Below are 15,147 nucleotides of genomic sequence, written 5' to 3' on the forward strand. Positions count from 1 at the left end.
CGTCCCGAGGCTGTTCCGCAAGGTTAACCGGGGCATCGCCAAGGGATTCCGCAGCGGAGCGGAGGAATGGTTTGATGTTCGAAACGGAGCTTTCGAACACTGAAACTATCGGAGGCAGAGGGAGCGATACGGGATGGCATACGAATTGAAGACGAAGGAAACCGAGAACAGCGTCATCGAGTTCATCGAGCAGGTCGACCGACCGAAGAAGCGGGAAGACGCCTACCGGCTCTTGGACCTCTTCACGGAGACGACCGGATTTCCAGCGAAAATGTGGGGACCGAGCATGATCGGGTTCGGCTCCTACCATTACAAGTACGCCTCGGGCCACGAGGGCGACGCGCCGCTCGTCGGCTTCTCTCCGCGGAAAGCGAAGATCAGTCTGTACTTCGCTCCGGGCGACGAGGAAGCGAGAGGGGCGCTGCTGCAGCAATTCGGCAAGCATACGGCCGGGAAGGGCTGCGTCTACATTAACAAGATGGACGACATCGACGTCGAGGTCATGAAACAGCTGATCGTTCGTTCCGTCGAATTCCTTCAAGAAACCTACCCGCATTCGTAAGCGCACGAAAAAATCGGAGACCCGCTACGGGGTCTCCGATTTTTTGTCTTTCAGAAAGTCTACGACTTTGGCGACATTGGGCTCGGATACGGGGGCGCTTATGCCGGGGGCATCGTCGAAATGGACGACGCGGCGTTCCGCGTCGTACCGGCTTATCTTCTCCAACTGTACAAGGAAGGAGCGGTCGAGCTTGGCAAATCCCAAACTTTCGATGACGCGCTGCACATGCTCGAACGTGGTCGGGAAAATATACTCCCCGTCGCGAGTGTGAACGGTAATCACCTTCTGGAACGTCGTAATATATAGAATCTGATCTTCACTCAATTCGCAGACGGTTCCGTCTCGACGAAGCACCCTCATCATGTCCCATCCCCAATGTACTTACTCCTTGCTCAATTCCTTCGGTACTTCCGGGCTGAAGACAAATAATTTGAAGCCTTTAACAAACCAGCGCGCACTTCTGTCAAGCCCTGCTGCTGCGAGTCTTGCCACTTGCTTCTTCATTCCCACTCACCTCCTTCGGTACGGGATCAACGACAAACACTGTATAAAGAAACATAGGGTAATAACCCAGGATGCAACAAAGAAGTTCGACGCAATCATCCCGACGGAAATCCACTTCATGTATGGAAAAAGTCGGTTCCCCGCAATAGGGTCGAAGGAAGCGTTCGGTGCAAATCCAATCGCCAACAAGATGGATACGGAAAGTAAAATATATTGGATCCACACATCGGGCGAAGGGATGAAAAGAACTGTCCCAAAAATTCCTACTGAAATAAGGAAGCAGCCCGACATCGTTTTGAAGTGAAAGCCGCCGCTGAAGGCGCGGAGCAAAGAAAATGAGAGAAGCGCGATGACAGACTCTATCGGTTTTCCCGCAAAAAGTCCGATCAAGAGGGTAACGACGACAATCGCGAAGCCATTCATATAGATTTTCAACGCATACGTTAATACTTCCTTACTTATTGGAAAGCTCTTCGATGTCGTATTCCGGTCGATCCATCCCGCAATCCGGTTCGCCGTCGTTTCAATCATAATTCCGATCGCTCCTATATGCGGCATATAAGCAAAATAGTAACAAAAGACCGGTAACGAGCGGCGTTATCGAGAAGATCGGGTTGTATTGAAGTAAAAAGTAAGCTGCGGGAACGGAGCAAAACGTAATAAAGTATAAGATGAGGAGCGCGATTTGGTACGATCTCAGTCTTACCGGAACAAATGAACTGTGCGGGATGAAGGAGAATCCAATTCTCCTTCTATGCAGCAGCCATCCTGTTAACATGACTACCGCCGCCGATAATACTTGGATGGCGAATAGGGAAAACTCCGAGGGTTCGACGTCGGCAGGCGAAACAATCGCAGTTGTCACAAGATAATATATTGGGATTTGAATGAATACAAAAGCAATATAACTAGTGCAAGCTACGAGAATCGAAAAATAAAAGGGAATCTGGAACAATAACCACAAAAAGCCGATCACTAGTAAGATTTGGACGGCAATGTCGACGTAAGTTAACTCGAAGGTAATTCGCAGGGTGTAAGAAGTATACGAGCCGATCAATGCCGCGAAGGAGATGGACGGAAGATGTAAATCCAATTTAAAGAGGCGAAACATAAAGTAATAAAGAGCAGCGGTTTCTAAAAAAGAAAAAATCATAAAGAGTGTGAATTCCATAGTGGAAGCGTCTCCTCGCGGAAGATTCCGGGTCGAATGCTTATCGCCCTAAATCGTTCCTGCTCTTAATGAAAATATACCCTATGATTTGGAAGGGAACAAGCTATTTTTAGCAGGATTTGCTATTTTCATAGATCGATGGGAACAGTGTTATAATGATGGAATGGAAAACGAGAGCCAAGGAGGCGAACGCCCATGTCGTTGAAGGCGTTGGACGAACGCATGCAAGAGGGGTACAAGCTGTCGATGGATGGCGATACGCTGGCAGCTTGCGACGTATGGATGCAGGTTTGGGAAGGGATCGAACGGGAGATGGACGCGCGCGAGATTGCGACCGTGGACCGATTCGACCCCATATTCGACGGGGAGCAGTCCATCGAAAACTGGGCGCCGCGGTTCGAGATGGAACTGCATAACGCCATCCTCGACGATCGCGGGTACGCCCGAATGTGCGTCGATTTTTGCAGCGCGTATTTGGCGAGAATGGCGAATCCGAACGATCCGGAAGGTTTGCATATGCGCCGGGCGATCGCCGAAGCGCAATTCAAGCTTGGCGACTACCGGGAAGGCGAGGCGATCTTCCGGACGTTGACGGAGGAGCATCCGACCTGGGCGTGGGGGTGGATCGGCTGGGCGGAGCAGTACGGGAGCTTTGGGGAACAGGAAGTCCAAGACGCGGCCCGCGGCATCGACGTGCTGTTGCGTGCGCTCGCCGTCGAAGGGCTGGAGGAACGTACCGCTGCGATGGAACGGCTGCAGGATCTTTATCTCGAAGCCGGCCTGACGAAGGAGGCGGAAGCCGTCGGGAACGCGATGCGGCGGCTGCAAGGGGCTTCCGCTCCAGCGGCCGCCAAGACAGGGCGTAACGATCCTTGCCCCTGCGGCAGCGGGAAGAAATATAAGAAGTGCTGCGGCGCATAACGTGGCAGCTCCTTGTCCTTGACTTCCCTTCGCTCAGCTGACGTTTCGTACGAAGATTGGGCAGAATGGATAATCGAAGGAGGGGATCATCGCATGAAGCATCGCAAATTTGGAATGTTGTCGGCCGCCGGCTTATTGTTAACGGTCGTAGCGTGTGCGGAGAACGAGGCGTCGCCGATAGAGAATGCCCCGATCCCGCTGTCTTTCCAGACAATCGAATCGTCCGATATCGGCCTGCCCGCGCCGCGTCCAGGGGAATGGGAGGAGACGATTCTGGAGCGACCGATCGAGGGAGGCACGGCGTACGTGTACGCAATCGCGGACGATTCCGAGCATCTGTACGGCGCGATCGCCTTCGACGGCGAGGAGCGAGCCCGCGGCGTCGGTCCGGTGGGCGGACCGCAGCCCGCATACGACGACGAGCTGCTGTCGATCGCGGAAATTTCGTTAGCCGGGAAGCGCGTCATCCGGTTTAAGGGCGTCTACGGCGCGAACGCGCCCGTGGCGGTGTACGCGGACGCGGATTCGGCCGGAGGCGACGTCGTACTGCTTCGCGTGGACACGGGGAACGCTTCGGAGGTCGACCTTGACGGGGACGGCGCGGAAGAGGTGGTGTCCGCGCACGGCCTGCCGTCGCAAGCCTACGTATACCGTTGGGACGGCGAGCGGTTCGAGTTCGCCGACGTGAACGAGGCGTTGGACGCGGATTCGGTTCGGTACGTCCCGGATGCAGACGTCTTCGAGGCGTACTCGTCGTCGACGGAGACGACGACGGATTACCGGTATGCGCCGCAAGGACTGATTCGCGCCGAGGCCGAAAAAAACCGATGACTTGCGCGCGCCGAATCGTTACAATATAGAGATATATCCATCCGGGGAGTATGATCTTTCATGAATATAACACTGCTGAAGTGTCACGGCTCGGGCAACGACTTCGTCCTGATCGACGAAATCTCGAACGATTACGACATCGACGAGGCGCTGCGCGTCAAGCTGGTGACGGAACTAAGCGACCGCGGGAAGCTGATCGGCTCCGACGGCCTCCTCTTCGTCCAACGAAGCGAGCATGCGGACGCGCGGATGCGCTTCTTCAATACGGACGGTTCCGAAGCCGAGATGTGCGGCAACGGCGTCCGCTGCGTCGGCCGCTACGTATGCGAGTTGTTCGGGAAGGACGAGGTCGTCATCGAGACGATGAAGCGGGACATCCCGATTCGCCGCGTCGCCGACCTGTTCCCGAACGTGCCTACGTTCGACGTGACGATCGGCGAGCCGAGCCTCGCGATCGCGTCGCTGCCGATGATTTCGAGCGTGGATCCTCACATCGATCAGCCGATCGAAGAGCTGTCGCCGACGCTGCGGTTCACGGCGGCGAGCATCCCGAACCCGCACGCGATCGCGGTGGTCGATACGTTCGAGCCGGAGCTTCTCGACATCGCGGAGCGAGCGAACCGGGAGAGAACCGTATTCCCCCGCGGCGTCAACATGAGCTTCCTGAAGGTGTTGGAGCGGAATTCGGTGTTCGTGCTGACGTACGAGCGCGGCGTCGGGATCACCAACTCGTGCGGCACGGCGATGTCGGCGTCGTCCTTCGTTTCCTGCTTGCTAGACCGTTGCGACCCGAACGTGCCGATCAAGGTATACAACAAGGGCGGCATGGTGAACTGCTTGGTGGACGGCGACGCCGAGGGCATCGCGCGCGGCGAAGCGAGCGTGCACTTGATCGGGAACGCGACTTGGGTGTTCGAAACGACGCTTACGGTCCCTTCGGCGGATCCGAGCGGCTGGACGGTCGGCGAGCGGACGTACTTCGAGGAGGAAAACCGACAGTACGACGAGCTGGTGGCGTCGGTCGGACGCGAGATCGATCTGGCGTCGTTTTATAAGCTGTAAAAATGGAAGCGCGGCCCTCCATTCCAGGAGGGCCGCGCTTGTTTCATAACGCCGCCCCTTTGCCGCCGTCGATGTTGACGGACGTACCGGTGACGTATGAAGCTGCGCTCGACGAGAGGAATGCGATGACGTTCGCGGCTTCTTCGGTGTCGCCGATGCGCCCGAGCGGGACGTCGTGCCGCGGATCGGCGGCGTATTGCTCCCAAGTAAGGTCCGGCGCCGTTCGCTGCCACGCCTTCTCGATCTGGTCGCTGCGGATCAGTCCGATGCAGACGGTGTTCACGCGAATGCGGTCGGGCCCGAGGTCGCGGCTCATCGCCTTCGTGAGCGCCATGCCCGCGGCGCGGCTGACGCTCGTCGGCAGCGACGAAGCGCCCGGCGTCTTCGCGAACGAGGCGGTGACGTTGACGATCGCGCCGCCGCCGGCGTTCCGCAGGTGCGGGACCGCCGCCCGCGAGCAGTGGATCGCCCCGAACAGCTTCAGGTCGAGATCCTGCTGCCATGCGTCGGTCGTCACGCGCTCGAACGGTCCCGCCGCCGACGTGCCGGCATTGTTGACGAGTACGTCGAGCCGTCCGAACCGCTCGACCGTCGCGGCGACGGCGCGTTCGCAATCCTCCTGCCTCGTGACGTCCGCGGCCGCGAACAGCACCTCCGTCGACCCCGTCTCTTCGACGATTCTCTCCGCGGCCGCCCGCAGGTGGCCTTCGTCGCGCGCGCAGATGGCGACGGCGGCGCCTTCGCGCGCGAGGCGCATCGCCGTCGCGAGGCCGATCCCTTTGCTTCCGCCCGTAATCAGGGCGACTTTCCCTTGCAAGCCTAAATCCATGGCGTGTGCCTCCCATTTTCCCGATATCCCATTGATTCCCTAGTAGTATACCAAATTCTGAAGCGCACGCCTCTCTTCGTAAATGTATAGCGCTTTCAAAAAGGGTGAGCTATCATGAAGCTGAGACGAATTTCCGAACGGAGGGTCGGCGATGACGGGGTACAAGACGGTATGGCTGCATCGGACGGACAACGTAGCGACGGCGCTGGAGCCGATCGAGGCGGGCGCGGTCGTGAAGGTGGAGACGGACGGCGAGGCGATCGCGGTGGAGCTTCGTGAATCGATCGAATTCGGACATAAGTTCGCGGTACGCTCGATCGGCGCAGGGGAGGACATTCGCAAGTACGGATCCGTGATCGGCGCGGCGAAGCGCGACATTGTGCCAGGCGAGCACGTCCATGTGCACAATCTGGAGGGCAAACGGGGAAGGGGCGATCGGATTGTCGAACAACACGGAGCCTAACGGTCGGAAAATATGGGCGTACCGCCGCCCGGACGGGCGGATCGGCATTCGGAACCATGTGCTGATCCTGCCGACGATCACGTGCGCGACGCAAGCGGCGAAGCAAGCGGCGGAGCTGGTGCAGGGCGCCTACTCGTTCATTCATCAGCATGGCTGCGCGCAGGTCGGCATCGATTATGAGCAGACGTTCCGCACGTACTTCGGGATGGGCGCCAACCCGAACGTCTACGGCGTGGTCGTGATGGGGCTCGGTTGCGAAACGCACCAGGCGCGAAGCGTCTACTCGGAGCTCAAGAAGACCGGCAAGCCGGTCGCGCTCGTGTCGATCCAAGACCACGGCGGTACGCTGCAGGCGATCGCGGAGGCGGCGAAGCACGCGGCTCGCATGGTGCAGGAGGCGTCGGCGCAGATGCGCGTCGAATGCAATTTGGCGGAGCTGATCGTCGGCACGGAATGCGGCGGCTCCGACGCCTGCTCGGGTCTGTCCGCCAATCCGGTCGTCGGCCGGTTCAGCGATGCGCTGATCGACGAAGGCGGCACGTCGATTCTCGCGGAGACGACGGAGCTGATCGGCGCCGAGCACCTGCTCGCGGAGCGGGCCGTAGACGACCATACCCGCAAGCGCGTCTTTCAGGTCATCCAGGCGATGGAGCGGCGGGCGATCGGCATGGGCATCGACATTCGCACGGGCAATCCGAGCCCGGGCAACATTAAGGGCGGGCTGAGCTCGCTCGAGGAGAAGTCGCTCGGCGCTTCGGCGAAGTCCGGCACGCGCCCCCTGCAGCAGCTGATCGACTACGCGGAGCGTCCGAGCAAGCGGGGGCTCGTCTGGATGGATACGCCGGGCCACGACATCGAGCAGATGACCGGCATGGTCGCGGGCGGGGCGCAGCTCGTGCTGTTCACGACGGGGCGGGGGACGCCGACCGGCTCGCCGATCGCGCCGTGCATCAAAATTTCGACGAACACGCCGATTTTCGAGAAGATGGGAGACAACATCGACTTCAACGCGGGCACCGTCATCGACGGGACGGAGTCGATCGCCGCGGCGGCGGATCGGCTGATGGACGAGGTCGTCGCGGTATGCAACGGCAAGTGGACGAAGTCGGAAATTTTGAAGCAACACGATTTCGGGATTTGGCGAATCGGGCCGACGTTCTAGTTCGCAACGTAAGTTAGCGGATGTGTCGCAGTTATGCCGAAGTGTCGGGATGGGGCGGAAGTCGCTGCATGGCGTTAGGTTGTGAGTAAATTTGTCCGGCGGTCGGTCGATGCGGGTGATGTGCACCACGATGAGGCGGAAAATATAGCGGTATGGTGCAAAAGGTGCTGCACGGTGGTGCGGCTGGCAAATAGTCGGAAATACTCCGACTACAGCCCCGCCAACGGGCGCCGGCTACGAAACCGTCGGAGTACCTCCGACGAACAACACAAAGGACCGCCAGGGGCATCCCCCGGCGGTCCTTCTTCCGTCGCGACCCTACCGCCCGAAAATCGGCGGCACCGGCAAGCCGAGCGACAGCAGGTTCGTGTCGTAAATATGCCGCGTCAGCTCGGCGCAAGCGCGGTCGACGTCGCCGGTGCGCATCGTGTCGAGCAGCGGCTGATGCTGCTCCCACACCTTCGTCACGTCCTCGAAATGTTGATCCTGCATGTAGAAGTGCATCCGAATCCGCGTGAAGATGCTGGACCAGATGTTCATCAGGTTCGGCACGTTCGACTTGACGACGATATATTCATGGAACGCGAGATCGCTCTCGACGAGGCCGACGACGTCGTTCGCCTCGCCGGTCGCGCGCATGCTGGCGAGGCATTGCTCGAGGAACGCGAAGTCTTGCTCGACGAAAGTCGGAAGCGCTTTCCGAAGCGCGTACGTCTCGACCGTCAGACGAATCGGAATGAGGACGTTGACGACCTCCTCGGTCGAAAATTCGGCGACGACCGTCTCCTTGAACGGCTGCGAATGCAGCAGTCCCTCCTGCTCGAGCGCGCGCAGCGCTTCGCGGATCGGCCCGCGCGACCTGCCGATTCGAAGAACGCGAAATCGTGCGTGCGGCGGACCAATTCCGAGCGAACGGAAGGAAAGAAGCCATTTTCCCAACATAACTGAATTATCTGAATATTTACATAACTTTCCGTCGGGCGTATGATAGAGGCATGAAACGGACAAGCCGCCGGCCGCAAACCACTCGGCTCTCCGAATCGATATTACTCAGCTTCAGGCGATGAACCCGGATGAACGCAGCGGACGCGATTGCATCGGTTGCTCCGCAGCGGATCCGCCCGAATGATGAGCGCCTGAACTGATTAATATACCATCCTCTGCGAAGGGAGAATCATCCGATGACGCAGCGATAGGCGAAGCATGTCAGCACGCCTCCCGGCATGCGGGTACACGAAGGAAGTCGAAACGTACGGAATCTGGAACGTATGTTAGCGCGTGGGTTCATGCCAAGCATGCGTGAAGTCGATCGGGAAAATGTGCATGCGGTGCATGTATCGGAGGGTTGACGAATACAAGTGAATAGCGAGTGCGAAAAGTAGCCCCGTTGGAGACGCCGAAGCGATCTCGAACGGGGCTGATTTGCGTTTGCGCGGAGAGGACGGGACGGCTGATTCCGGTTTATGTTTTCGAATGCGACTCAGCTCGTTCTTCAGGTTTCTTAGTAATAGGAGATTTTCGTTGAGCATTGCCCGATGGTTTCTTAGCTTTCTTCGGTTGCTTATAAGCAGTCGGACCGCATGTTGTTGCGCTGCGGTTAACTAAGACCGAAGCGAAGATCTCCTTGCAAGCATAACACAGTTCTTTGAAGCGGTCCCCGTTTTCTTATATAGTGAAGATGAATGTATTTAGGAATGGGGAATCGTTCTGCAACACTCGCAACCATCGCCCGAGCAGCTGACTAGAAATTATTATTTATTGCTCGCCGTCGTCTTCGTCGGTTATTTGATTTTCGGAATCTCGGAAAATATGAAAGGGCCCGCGCTGCCCCGCATGCAAGAGGATTTCCGCCTCGAGGAGTGGCAGCTCGGCCTGCTGCTCGCCTTCAATTCGCTCGGCTTCCTGCTCGCCTGCTCGTTCGCGGGGCGCATCGTGCAGACGATCGGCCTGCGGACCGCCTGCCTGCTGACGTTCGGCTTTATGGCCGCGTCCGGGTGGCTGATCGGTTCGGCGCAAGGGTTCGTGCCGTTCGCCGGGGCGTTTTTCTTCTTTTACGTATGGAACGGACTGCTCGAGATCGCATTGGCGGTGCTGAGCGCCCGCTTGTTCACGAAAAACACGGGGTTCATGATGAATCTCTCGCATTTCTTCTACGGCCTCAGCTCGACGGGGGCGCCGCTCGCGGCGACCGGCATGATGGCTTGGAGCGTCGGCGGCGAGGCGCTCGGTTGGCGCGGCATGTACACCGTCTTACTGCTGACCTGCGCGCTTCCGATGCTGCCCGCGCTGCTCGCGAAGTTCCCGAAGGAGTCCGCGGCTCAGGCGGAAGCCCGGGTCACGTGGCGAAGCTTTATGCGGGACAAGGTCGCATGGTGCGTCGTCGTACTGCTCGCCTTCGGCGTGACGGCGGAGCTCGCGGTCGGCGGCTGGCTCGTCAATTTCCTCGAGAAGTCGTACGGCTGGGACACCGTGCGCGCGTCCGGCATGCTCTCGGCGTTCTTCTTCTGCTTCACGATCGCGCGTCTCGTGCTCGGCCCGCTGACGGACCGGTTCGGCTTCGTGAAGTCGATCGTCCTGTTCGCCGGCTTCTCCGGCGCGTGCACCTGCGTCGGCATCCTGCTCGGCGAGCCGGGGGCGGCGCTATTGGCGCTCGCCGGCGCGGGCATCGCCCCGGTCTACCCGACGGTGATGGCGTTCCTCGCGAAGCGGTATCCGCACGGCACGGACGCGGCGATCACGTTCACGGTGACGACGATCGGCATTCTCGGCATCGTCGGGAACTTCTTGATCGGCGCCGCGACCGACGCGCTCGGTTATCGCGCCGGTTATTCGCTCATCGGCTTTAGCGCGCTGGGCTGCGCCGCGGCGGGCGTCGTGCTCTACCGCTGGCTGCATAAAGAAGGGCGGGTGATTTGATTGGAACGCAACGTATCGGACATTCTGGAGGAGATGCAGCGGGAGCTGAAGCGAGACCGGCGGCTCCGCGTCGGCGAGCTGTTGGAAGCGCTGCGGGATAAGGGGCCGTTCTTCATTCTTATGGTGCTGTCCGTACCGTTCCTTCAGCCGATCGCGCTGCCGGGCGTGAGTACGCCGTTCGGCTTCGTCCTCGCGCTCATCGCCATCGGCATACTGATCGGGCAAGATCTCCCGATGCCGGGATGGATTCGGCGCTACGCGCTTCCGCGGAGGGGCGTTTCGCTGCTGTTCCGCGGCGCGGTCGCGCTGTTCCGCCGCCTCGAGCGCTGGTCGAAGCCCCGGCGGATGCCGGCGTTGACGGCGTCGGGCGGCGCGTTGAAGGGTCATGCGATTCTGGCGCTGGTCAGCTCGGTATTGCTCATGCTGCCGCTGCCGATCCCGTTCTCCAACTCGCTGCCGGCGTACGTCGTCGCCTTCGTGGCGCTCGGCTATTTGCTGCGAGACGGGGCGTTGTTTTTGCTGGCGTACGTCTTCGCGCTGCTGACGGGGGCGTACTTCGCCCTGATCGCGGTCGTCGGCATCGAAGGGCTGCAGCTGTTGACGCGGAAAGCGTGGGGCGGTTGAGGCGGCGGGCCGCGCGGCTGGCGGCGCTGGCGCTGGCGCTTGCGGCGGCGGGCTGCTCGGACGCGGCCGCGCCGCCGACGGCGGAGCCTGGCGCGCCGGTTGCGTCCGAGCGGCCGGCGGTCGGCGGCGGGGCGTCGGATGCGGGAGCGGGGCCGGCTTCGCCGCCCGTCGACGCGCCGGCGGAGCCTGCGCCGGAGCTTGAGCCGGAGCCTGAGCTTGCGGAGCCCGAGCCGATGCCGGAGCGGACGACGTACGAGATCGATGCGACGTTCGACCCGGCGTCGCGCCGCCTGACGGGGACGACCGTCGCGCTCGCCCGCAACGACGCCGCCGTCGCGACGTCCGAGGCGCGGTGGACCGCGTACCTGAACGCGTTCTCCGCCGAGGCGATCCGAGCGCGCGACCCGGTGCTGCCGGAGCACCGCAAGCGCGCGTACGCCGTCGCGGCGCCGGACGCCCTCGACGGGCGGCTTGCGGCGGTGCATGCGAGCGTCGACGGCGTGCCCGCGGCTGCGGAGCGGCGCGGGCAGACGATCGTCGTCGCGCTGCCGGAGCCGTGGGCGCCGGGGGAATGGCGGCGGATCGAGCTCGCGTGGGAGGCGACGCTGCCCGCCGTGCATCACCGCTTCGGCGCCGCGGACGACGCGTATTGGTTCGGCAACGCGCTGCCGATCCTCGCCGCGTTCGACGGCGAATGGCGCGACTACGCGTACGAGCCTGTCGGCGACCCGTTCTTCTCGACGGTCGCGGACTTCCGCGTGCGCTTGACGGCGCCGCGCGAATACGACGTCGTCGCCACCGGCGACGAGACGCCCGCGCTTTCGTCCGCCGCCGACGGCTGGGCGACGACGACGGTCGACGCGCCGTTCGCGCGCGATTTCGCGTTCGCGCTCGGCGCGGGCTTCCGCGTCGCCGAGGCGTCGACGGCGCGCGGCGCGCGCGTCGGCGTCTACTTCCGGCAGGCGTCGGAAGCGCGGGCGGCGGCCGCGGCCGAAGCCGCCGCGGGCATCGCGGACCTGCTGGAAGGTTGGGTGGGGGCGTATCCGTATGGGGAGATGGACATTTTCGAAAACGAGATGTTCGTCACCGGCATGGAATACCCCGGCCTCGCCTTCGTCCGCGCGGATCGGCTGAACGACCCGGACGGCGTCGAGACAGTGGCGCACGAGGTCGCGCATCAGTGGTTTTACAACGTGATCGGCAACGATCAGGTTCGCGAGCCGTGGCTCGACGAGGGCTTCGCGACGTACGCGACGGACGTCTATCTGCTCGGCGATCGGCTCGACGCGGTGTATGCGGAGCGGCTGCGCACGCTGCGGAAGGGGGCGGCGATCGGGGACGTACGGACGTACGACAGCTGGTCGGCGTACTGGAACGGCAATTACCGCAAGGGCGCCCTGCTGCTCCATGCGCTGCGCGGCGAGCTCGGGGAGGAAGGGTTCGACCGCTTCTTGAAGGCGTATTACGAGGAATTTCGATTCGGGGTCGTTACGACCGATTCGTTCGTCGCGACGGCGGAACGCGTGCGGGGGGAGCCGATGGACGCGTTCTTCGATCGGTGGCTTCCCTAGCGGGCGTCGTAGGAGTTTCATAGGAAAAATCCGGTTGGTCGCGCGATAGTTTTTCGGTAAGATAGGGACAGACGGAAAAGTCCGCTTACCAATCCCGTATTTGTATTTGTCCGCTACGATCCAATTAAAGAGGAGCGAATCCACATGAGCAGCATTACCTCTAAGCCGTTCGGAACGACCGAAGACGGCAAGCCGATTCGACTGTACACATTTACGAACGCGGCGGGCATGTCCGCGGACATCTCCGATCTCGGCGGCGTCATCGTCGCGCTGCGGACGCCGGACCGCGACGGGGCGTTCGCCGACATTACGCTCGGCTACGAGACGGCGGAGCCGTATCTGCGCAAGGGACCGTATTTCGGCGCGCTGATCGGCCGCTTCGCGAACCGCCTCGAGGGAGCCTCGTTCGAGCTGAACGGCACCGAGTACGCGCTCGCGAAGAACGACGGCGACAATACGCTGCACGGCGGCCGAGAAGGCTTCGACAAGAAGGTCTGGGATGCGGAGATCGTCGAAGCGCCGAACGGCGCCGGACAGGCGCTGCGGTTGACGTACGTCAGCCCGGATGGCGAAGAGGGGTACCCGGGCACCCTGCGCGCGACCGTCGCCTACTCGCTGACCGACGACAACGAGCTCGTACTGGACTACGAAGCGGTCACCGATCGAGATACGATCGTCAACCTGACCAACCACGCGTACTTCAACTTGGCCGGGCATGCGGCCGGCGACATCGGCGGCCACGTGCTGACGATCGACGCGAATAAGTTCACCCCGGTGAACGCCGCCTGCGTGCCGACGGGCGAAATCCGCGAGGTCGACGGCACGCCGTTCGATTTCCGGAAGCCGACCTTGATCGGACCGGGGCTCGCGAAGACGGACGACGAACAAATCCGCAACGGCGGCGGTTACGACCACAACTTCGTGCTGAACGTCGGCGGCGCGAAGCCCGAGAAGTTCGCGGAAGTGTACGAGCCGACGACCGGCCGCGTCATGGAGGCGTTCACGACGAAGCCGGGCGTACAGTTCTACTCCGGCAACTTCCTGGACGGCTCCGAGATCGGCAAGGGCGGCGCGGCGTACGGGAAGCGCTTCGGGCTGTGCCTCGAGACGCAATATTTTCCGAACAGCATGAAACATAAGAACTTCCCGTCGCCGATTTTGCGACCGGGGGAGACGTATAAGCATACGACGTCGTACAAGTTTTCGGCGCGATAAACGCGCGAACTTCATAGGCTGTCCTCTATCAATGATAGAGGGCGGCCTATTTTTTCGTTTTCGTAGAGTTTGCCGTGCCTTCCCCGCGGCCCGGACATACCTTGCTAGTAAGAAAGGAGGGGGAGACAGTGGGGAATCGAGGGTTGAAGATTGCCTTAATCTGTACGGAAAAGCTGCCCGTTCCGCCGATTCGCGGCGGAGCGATACAAATTTTGATCGACGGCGTTCTGCCGTACCTCAGCCTGAAGCATCGGGTAACGGTGTATTGCCCCGACGATCCGGCGCTGCCGTCGCGCGAGACGAAGCACGGCGTCGCGTACGTGCGTCTGCCGCGGGACAACTATCCGCAGCACGTCGGCAAAGCGCTCGAGGAAGCGAGGAAGGCCGGGAAAAGGTACGACGTCGTGCACGTGTTCAACCGGCCTAAGGATTTGCTCGTCTACGAGGCCGCGATGCCCGAGAGCCGGTTCGTCGTCAGCCTGCACAACGAGATGTACCGCGAACACAAAATATCCGAAGAAGAGGGCCTCCGGTCGATCCGGAAGGCGAAACGCATTATGTGCATCAGCGATTATATCGGCAAGACGATCGTTGCCCGGTTTCCCTCGGCGAAGAGCAAGCTCCGGACCGTCTATTCCGGCATCGATCTGAAACAGTATAAGCCGATCTGGTCCAAGCGGGCGCAGGCCGTCAGAGCCGAGCTCCGGAAAACCTACGACGTCGAGGGCAAGAAGGTCGTCTTGTTCGTCGGGAGAATCAGCGCCGTCAAAGGGCCGGACATTCTCGTACAGGCGATGGAACACGTCGTTCGGGAAATCCCGAACGCGGTGTTGGTCATCGTGGGGGCGAAGTCGTTCCAGGAGCAAGTCAGTAAGTACATGCTGCAGCTTCGGGAGATCGCGGAGCCGATGATGAAGCATCTTCGGTTTACGGGGTTCGTGGAGCCGAAACGATTGCCTTCCATTTTCCTCATGGGGGACGTGTTCGTCTGCAGCTCGCAATGGGAGGAGCCGCTGGCCCGGGTGCACTACGAGGCGATGGGCGCGGGTCTTCCGATCATCACGACGGATCGGGGCGGCAACGCGGAGATCGTCAGTCACCGGAGGAACGGGCTCGTGATTGAGGACTACAGCAATCCTAAAGCGTTCGCGGACGCGATTCTTTATATGATCCGCAATAAGAAGGAAGCGGAGCGGATGGCGAAGGCGGGCCGCGAGCTCGCGGAGCGCAATCACGGATTCGAGCATGTGGCGAAGCGGCTGGAGCGTCTGTACGCGGAGGCCGTGGGAGCCGAGCCGAAATAACGCAGGGAAGGG

General features: G+C 61.0%; 16 protein-coding genes. 11 read left to right on the forward strand and 5 right to left on the reverse strand.

Annotated elements, in window-relative coordinates; all coding sequences use genetic code 11:
- Positions 1-133: 133 nt before the first annotated feature.
- Positions 134-562, forward strand: a complete 429-nt coding sequence (locus RIN49_RS09860) for a DUF1801 domain-containing protein (protein WP_309120004.1) — start codon at positions 134-136, stop codon at positions 560-562.
- Positions 563-586: 24 nt separating this feature from the next.
- Here the strand turns inward: RIN49_RS09860 and RIN49_RS09865 are convergent, their stop codons facing one another.
- The 3 genes from RIN49_RS09865 to RIN49_RS09875 are packed head-to-tail and all read right to left on the reverse strand — an operon-like array spanning position 587 to position 1,597.
- Entirely contained in the window at positions 587-922 is a 336-nt protein-coding gene (locus RIN49_RS09865; RefSeq protein ID WP_309120005.1) for a LytTR family DNA-binding domain-containing protein, read from the reverse strand.
- A 21-nt stretch (positions 923-943) separates the two neighbouring features.
- Positions 944-1,066, reverse strand: a complete 123-nt coding sequence (locus tag RIN49_RS09870; protein WP_309120006.1) for a hypothetical protein — start codon at positions 1,064-1,066, stop codon at positions 944-946.
- Positions 1,067-1,072: 6 nt separating this feature from the next.
- Positions 1,073-1,597: an accessory gene regulator ArgB-like protein gene (locus RIN49_RS09875; protein WP_309120007.1), complete on the reverse strand. Its 525-nt coding sequence runs from the start codon at positions 1,595-1,597 to the stop codon at positions 1,073-1,075.
- A gap of 835 nt (positions 1,598-2,432) precedes the next feature.
- Between RIN49_RS09875 and RIN49_RS09880 the strand changes: the two genes are divergently transcribed.
- The 3 genes from RIN49_RS09880 to dapF all read left to right on the forward strand — a co-directional run bounded on the left by RIN49_RS09880 (position 2,433) and on the right by dapF (position 5,051).
- Complete coding sequence (locus RIN49_RS09880; RefSeq protein WP_309120008.1) at positions 2,433-3,158, forward strand: YecA/YgfB family protein; 726 nt, start codon at positions 2,433-2,435, stop codon at positions 3,156-3,158.
- A gap of 93 nt (positions 3,159-3,251) precedes the next feature.
- Positions 3,252-3,989, forward strand: a complete 738-nt coding sequence (locus RIN49_RS09885; RefSeq protein WP_309120009.1) for a hypothetical protein — start codon at positions 3,252-3,254, stop codon at positions 3,987-3,989.
- A gap of 60 nt (positions 3,990-4,049) precedes the next feature.
- Positions 4,050-5,051 carry a diaminopimelate epimerase gene (gene dapF, locus RIN49_RS09890; RefSeq protein ID WP_309120010.1) on the forward strand — a complete coding sequence of 334 codons (1,002 nt, stop codon included), beginning with the start codon at positions 4,050-4,052 and terminating at the stop codon, positions 5,049-5,051.
- 43 nt (positions 5,052-5,094) lie between these two features.
- On the opposite strand, the gene RIN49_RS09895 is transcribed toward dapF, so the two are convergent.
- Entirely contained in the window at positions 5,095-5,880 is a 786-nt protein-coding gene (locus tag RIN49_RS09895; protein ID WP_309120011.1) for an SDR family NAD(P)-dependent oxidoreductase, read from the reverse strand.
- Between the two features lie 151 nt (positions 5,881-6,031).
- Here RIN49_RS09895 and RIN49_RS09900 point away from each other — a divergent pair, with 151 nt between their 5' ends.
- Both RIN49_RS09900 and RIN49_RS09905 read left to right on the forward strand, forming a co-directional pair.
- Positions 6,032-6,343: a UxaA family hydrolase gene (locus tag RIN49_RS09900; RefSeq protein ID WP_309120012.1), complete on the forward strand. Its 312-nt coding sequence runs from the start codon at positions 6,032-6,034 to the stop codon at positions 6,341-6,343.
- Positions 6,321-7,505 carry a UxaA family hydrolase gene (locus RIN49_RS09905; RefSeq protein ID WP_309120013.1) on the forward strand — a complete coding sequence of 395 codons (1,185 nt, stop codon included), beginning with the start codon at positions 6,321-6,323 and terminating at the stop codon, positions 7,503-7,505. The genes RIN49_RS09900 and RIN49_RS09905 overlap by 23 nt, the downstream gene beginning before the upstream one ends.
- A gap of 318 nt (positions 7,506-7,823) precedes the next feature.
- On the opposite strand, the gene RIN49_RS09910 is transcribed toward RIN49_RS09905, so the two are convergent.
- Positions 7,824-8,447, reverse strand: coding sequence for a GntR family transcriptional regulator (locus RIN49_RS09910; protein ID WP_309120014.1), 624 nt, complete (start codon positions 8,445-8,447; stop codon positions 7,824-7,826).
- A gap of 816 nt (positions 8,448-9,263) precedes the next feature.
- On the opposite strand from RIN49_RS09910, the gene RIN49_RS09915 reads away from it, so the two are divergent.
- The 5 genes from RIN49_RS09915 (at position 9,264) to RIN49_RS09935 (ending at position 15,135) form a co-directional block, all read left to right on the forward strand.
- On the forward strand, positions 9,264-10,421 hold the full coding sequence (locus RIN49_RS09915; protein WP_309120015.1) for an MFS transporter: 1,158 nt from the start codon (positions 9,264-9,266) through the stop codon (positions 10,419-10,421).
- Complete coding sequence (locus tag RIN49_RS09920; protein ID WP_309120016.1) at positions 10,422-11,045, forward strand: exopolysaccharide biosynthesis protein; 624 nt, start codon at positions 10,422-10,424, stop codon at positions 11,043-11,045.
- On the forward strand, positions 11,033-12,616 hold the full coding sequence (locus tag RIN49_RS09925) for a M1 family metallopeptidase (RefSeq protein WP_309120017.1): 1,584 nt from the start codon (positions 11,033-11,035) through the stop codon (positions 12,614-12,616). The genes RIN49_RS09920 and RIN49_RS09925 overlap by 13 nt, the downstream gene beginning before the upstream one ends.
- Before the next feature lie 144 nt (positions 12,617-12,760).
- Positions 12,761-13,831: an aldose epimerase family protein gene (locus RIN49_RS09930; RefSeq protein WP_309120018.1), complete on the forward strand. Its 1,071-nt coding sequence runs from the start codon at positions 12,761-12,763 to the stop codon at positions 13,829-13,831.
- A gap of 128 nt (positions 13,832-13,959) precedes the next feature.
- Complete coding sequence (locus RIN49_RS09935) at positions 13,960-15,135, forward strand: glycosyltransferase family 4 protein (protein WP_309120019.1); 1,176 nt, start codon at positions 13,960-13,962, stop codon at positions 15,133-15,135.
- The last annotated feature ends 12 nt before the right edge of the window (positions 15,136-15,147 follow it).

Source organism: Paenibacillus sp. (assembly GCF_031177825.1).
Taxonomy (GTDB): domain Bacteria; phylum Bacillota; class Bacilli; order Paenibacillales; family YIM-B00363; genus Paenibacillus_AE.

Excerpts from the sequence above, each read along its gene's own strand:
- RIN49_RS09860 (WP_309120004.1), top strand. The coding sequence starts at position 134 with ATGGCATACGAATTGAAGACGAAGGAAACCGAGAACAGCGTCATCGAG.
- RIN49_RS09865 (WP_309120005.1), bottom strand. The coding sequence starts at position 922 with ATGAGGGTGCTTCGTCGAGACGGAACCGTCTGCGAATTGAGTGAAGAT.
- RIN49_RS09870 (WP_309120006.1), bottom strand. The coding sequence starts at position 1,066 with ATGAAGAAGCAAGTGGCAAGACTCGCAGCAGCAGGGCTTGACAGAAGT.
- RIN49_RS09875 (WP_309120007.1), bottom strand. The coding sequence starts at position 1,597 with ATGATTGAAACGACGGCGAACCGGATTGCGGGATGGATCGACCGGAAT.
- RIN49_RS09880 (WP_309120008.1), top strand. The coding sequence starts at position 2,433 with ATGTCGTTGAAGGCGTTGGACGAACGCATGCAAGAGGGGTACAAGCTG.
- RIN49_RS09885 (WP_309120009.1), top strand. The coding sequence starts at position 3,252 with ATGAAGCATCGCAAATTTGGAATGTTGTCGGCCGCCGGCTTATTGTTA.
- dapF (WP_309120010.1), top strand. The coding sequence starts at position 4,050 with ATGAATATAACACTGCTGAAGTGTCACGGCTCGGGCAACGACTTCGTC.
- RIN49_RS09895 (WP_309120011.1), bottom strand. The coding sequence starts at position 5,880 with ATGGATTTAGGCTTGCAAGGGAAAGTCGCCCTGATTACGGGCGGAAGC.
- RIN49_RS09900 (WP_309120012.1), top strand. The coding sequence starts at position 6,032 with ATGACGGGGTACAAGACGGTATGGCTGCATCGGACGGACAACGTAGCG.
- RIN49_RS09910 (WP_309120014.1), bottom strand. The coding sequence starts at position 8,447 with ATGTTGGGAAAATGGCTTCTTTCCTTCCGTTCGCTCGGAATTGGTCCG.
- RIN49_RS09930 (WP_309120018.1), top strand. The coding sequence starts at position 12,761 with ATGAGCAGCATTACCTCTAAGCCGTTCGGAACGACCGAAGACGGCAAG.